The organism is Oleiagrimonas sp. (assembly GCF_027858935.1).
Classification (GTDB): Bacteria; Pseudomonadota; Gammaproteobacteria; order Xanthomonadales; family Rhodanobacteraceae; genus Oleiagrimonas.
In genome coordinates this window covers 1-3,784 of sequence record NZ_JAQIBU010000131.1, presented here as the reverse complement: position 1 = coordinate 3,784, position 3,784 = coordinate 1, and the positions used below count along the sequence as shown (strand labels likewise).

Sequence of the window (3,784 nt, the reverse complement as noted above, 5' to 3'; positions counted from 1 at the left end):
ATGCGGATGGGCAGGCCGTACTGCAGGGCAAACTCGTGGTCGCGCTCGTCATGACCGGGCACGGCCATCACCGCACCGGTGCCGTAGCCCATCAGCACGAAGTTGGCGACCCAGACCGGAAGCTTCTCCCCGCTGAGCGGATGCACCACTTCCAGGCGGGTATCCATGCCGCGCTTGACCTGGGTCTCCAGGTCGGCCTCGGCGGTCCCGCCGCGACGGCATTCCTCGACGAACTCGGCCACTTTCGGATGGTTCCTGGCCGCGCGCTGTGCCAGCGGATGCTCGGCGGCGACGGCGACATAGGTCGCACCCATCAGCGTGTCCGGTCGCGTGGTGAACACGCTGACCGATTCATCGCCGTCGGCGACGTCGAAGCGGATCTCCAGGCCCTCGGAGCGCCCGATCCAGTTGCGCTGCATGATCTTGACCGCATCCGGCCAGCCCGGCATCGCATCCAGTCCTTCCAGCAATTGCGGGGCATAGTCGGTGATCTTGAGAAACCACTGCGGGATCTCGCGTTTTTCCACCACCGCACCCGTGCGCCAGCCGCGGCCGTCAATCACCTGTTCGTTGGCAAGCACGGTCTGGTCCACCGGATCCCAGTTGACCACCGAGTTCTTGCGGTAGGCCATGCCCTTCTGGAACAGGCGTGTGAACATGCGCTGCTCGTGCACGTAATAATCCGGATCGCAAGTGGCGAATTCGCGCGACCAGTCATACGCGAAGCCCATCCGCCTGAGCTGACCCTTCATGTGCTTGATGTTGGCGCGCGTCCACTTCGCCGGCGCGGTGCTGTTCTTGATCGCCGCATTTTCGGCCGGCAGACCGAAAGCATCCCAACCCATCGGCTGCAGCACATTCTTGCCCTGCATGCGTTGGTAACGACTGATCACGTCGCCGATGGTGTAGTTGCGCACATGCCCCATGTGCAGTGCCCCGCTTGGGTACATGAACATGGACAGGCAATAGAACTTCGGCTTGTCGGGTTCCTCGCGCACCTCGAAGGCGCGTGTAGCGCTCCAGAAGTTCTGGGCGGCGGCTTCCACCGCCTTGGGATCGTAAGTCTCGGACATACCGTTGAGTCTTTGGGGGGGGGATGCAGGCCGCAGCGGACATTCCGCATGGCCGCTCAGCGTACCGCAGCGCCCATGGACCGCCAAGCCTGGGCATTGCCGTCACCTGGCGGCCTGGTCCGCCGTCGGCTTGCCGTCAGACTGTTTTCGCCCCTTTGGGTGCGTGCAGACTGAAAAAGGGAAACACCGAACGCGGCGTTGCAGTGATCGGCTTTACCCGGCTACAGCTGTTGCAGATCCTCACCTGTCAGGATCCGCAGCCGTGTTTCACGAGGTCGCCGGGGCTGCGTCCACGCCGGAACAGGACCAGCCTGGCAGGGACTGCACATCCCCGCCAGGGTCCGTTCAAGGCGCAGGACAGTCTGCATGTCCACCCTGCGCCAGCTGCTGCACGGTCGTGGCGATGTGGTCCGCCAAGACCTGCAATGCTCGCTGATGACCTCGCACCAGCGCGCCATAGCCCGTTGTGTCGACCGGTTCCCGGATGCGACTGGTACAGGCCAGCACCCGCGTGCCGCCCGGACTGCGCACGCTCCAGCCGGCCGCGATCGACGCATACTGTCCGGGTACGGACTCGAAGCGCTGCACGTCCAATTTGATGCGGTAGACCGGCATGGCTCCGGTGTTCGGCAATCCATACACGTCCGCCGTGTCCAGGCGTCGCTGCAACTGGTCCGATACCGCGCTGCGGATCTGGTCGTCGACCGGTGCAATCCAACGCTCCCCGTCGAGCACGGCCATGCGGTCATCGCTCTGCCGGATCACCAATTGAGGCTGGTCGATCGCGGCGGGGATCGTCACCGGCAGCAGGGCAAAACGATATGCCACGCCGGACGAGGTGTGCACCGGCGCAGCACCCTGCGGCACCAGGGTATAGAAGCGCATCGGCGCCGAGCTGCAAGCAGCGAGCAGCAGGCACAGGCCCAGCCCGATCCGGTAGCGAAAATTGCGCTTCATGGCGGAGTCCCCTGGTGCATGCCGGTTTGTGGTTTCGCCTTACCTGCCGGGCTGGACTTGGTGTCGGGAACGGGCGCCGGACCATGATTCTGCCTGCCGCGCAGAAAGGCTTCCGGATGCCGGCTGAGGTAATCGGTGAAAACCCGCAGCGAACGCGCGGCTCGTTTCACCTCGATGAGGGTCTGGCCGAGGTTCTGCTGCAGCGGGGAATCGGCCGATAGGCTGCCGTCCAGGGACTTCAACGTACGCTGCGCCTGATCCAGCGTGGCGCCGGTCTTCGGTGCCAATGTGCCGTTGAACTGCCGCAGCAAGTGATTGATGCCCTCAAGACTTTTGTTCAGGTTTTTGCCGATGCGGTCGAACGGCACCTTGTCCATACGATCGGCGATATGCGCGACCTGCTCCTGCAGCTTGTCGAAGCCGCCCGACACGGTCGGGACCTCGAGGGGGCGGTGCTTGGGATCGATGGTCTTGTGCGGCTGGTTGGGAAAGAAATCCAGGGCGATGAAGAGCTGCCCGGTCAACAGGTTGCCGCTGCGCATCTGGGCACGCAAGCCGTGCTTGACCAGCACGGCAAGGCCCAGTCCGGGGTTCTTCAGGTACGGATCGCCAATGCGCTTTGCAAACTGGGTGCTGGCCTTGCCCAGGCGCCGGGGATAGAGCCTGGCGGTCACGTCCACTGCGAACCGCTTTTGTTCAGGCACGTACTCGGCACCAATATGCCGCACATTGCCCAACGTGATGCCCATGAAGTCCACGGGCGCGCCGACGCTCAGCCCGCGCACGGAATGGTTGAAATGCATGTGCACATCGACCGGCACGCCATCGGGCGGTTTCATCGCCTGGGCGCGATTATCGAACAATGCAAAATGCGCCCCGGCCGATGCGTGCGGCGCTGGCTTGTCGGCTTCGGGTGACTGGAAGGCCAGTCCTCCGGCGACCACCGAGGCCAGGGACTCGGTGTTGACCTTCACCCCTCCGGCATCAACGGAGATGTTCAGGCCGCTGGCATTCCAGAAACGTGAATCACTGGTCACGTAACGATCATACGGTGCTTCGATGAACACGTTGATCCGTACCTGCTTGCCGTCATCATCCAGCCGGTAACTGACGACCCGACCCACCTGGATCCGCCGAAAATAAACCGGCGAGCCGATATCCAGCGAGCCCAGGGCGTCACTGGTCAGTGTGTATGCGCTTCCGGGCTCGCCATGGGTCAGCGGTGGCGGCTTCTCCAGACCTTTGAAGTGGCTGCTTTGCTTGTGGTTCTTGCCGGTATCGGCACCGATGTAGGCGCCCGAGAAAAGCGTATTGAGACCGGAAACTCCGCCAAGTCCGACCCGCGGTCGCACCACCCAGAAGCGGCTACCCGCCGTGGCAAAGCTGGCGTACTTCTTGTCCAGGTTGACCTTGACCAGCACGGTGCTGCGGTCGTCGCTCAGAAGCACGTCCTGGACCTTGCCGATGACCACGTTCTTGTACTTGACCTGGGTCTTTCCCGACTCGATGCCTTCGGCGGTCTTGAAGCTGATGGTGATCGTCGGCCCGGCCGAAAGGTACGCATGCACCACCAGCGACAGACCAATCACCGCGGCGACCACGGGTACCAGCCAGATCAACGGCACCTGCCAGCGTCTCCGGCTCGCCACGGTCGGCTTGGGCAGCTGTCCGGAGGCGGGGGTTTCGCGTTCAGTCATCGGCGTGCTTCCTGGCAACGGCTGCAGTATCCCAGATCAGGCGCGGATCGAAAGCCA

3 protein-coding genes are annotated in these 3,784 nt (G+C 63.4%); all 3 read right to left on the bottom strand.

Going from position 1 to position 3,784, the window contains the following annotated elements:
* A partial coding sequence (leuS, locus tag PF446_RS05015; protein ID WP_298070152.1) for a leucine--tRNA ligase occupies positions 1–1,073 on the bottom strand: 1,073 nt, incomplete at its 3' end.
* 345 nt (positions 1,074–1,418) lie between these two features.
* Positions 1,419–2,030 (bottom strand): PqiC family protein, encoded by a 612-nt coding sequence (locus PF446_RS05010; protein WP_298070151.1) that lies wholly within the window; start codon positions 2,028–2,030, stop codon positions 1,419–1,421.
* Positions 2,027–3,727 carry an MlaD family protein gene (locus PF446_RS05005; RefSeq protein ID WP_298070150.1) on the bottom strand — a complete coding sequence of 567 codons (1,701 nt, stop codon included), beginning with the start codon at positions 3,725–3,727 and terminating at the stop codon, positions 2,027–2,029. The genes PF446_RS05010 and PF446_RS05005 overlap by 4 nt, the downstream gene beginning before the upstream one ends.
* Positions 3,728–3,784: the final 57 nt, after the last annotated feature.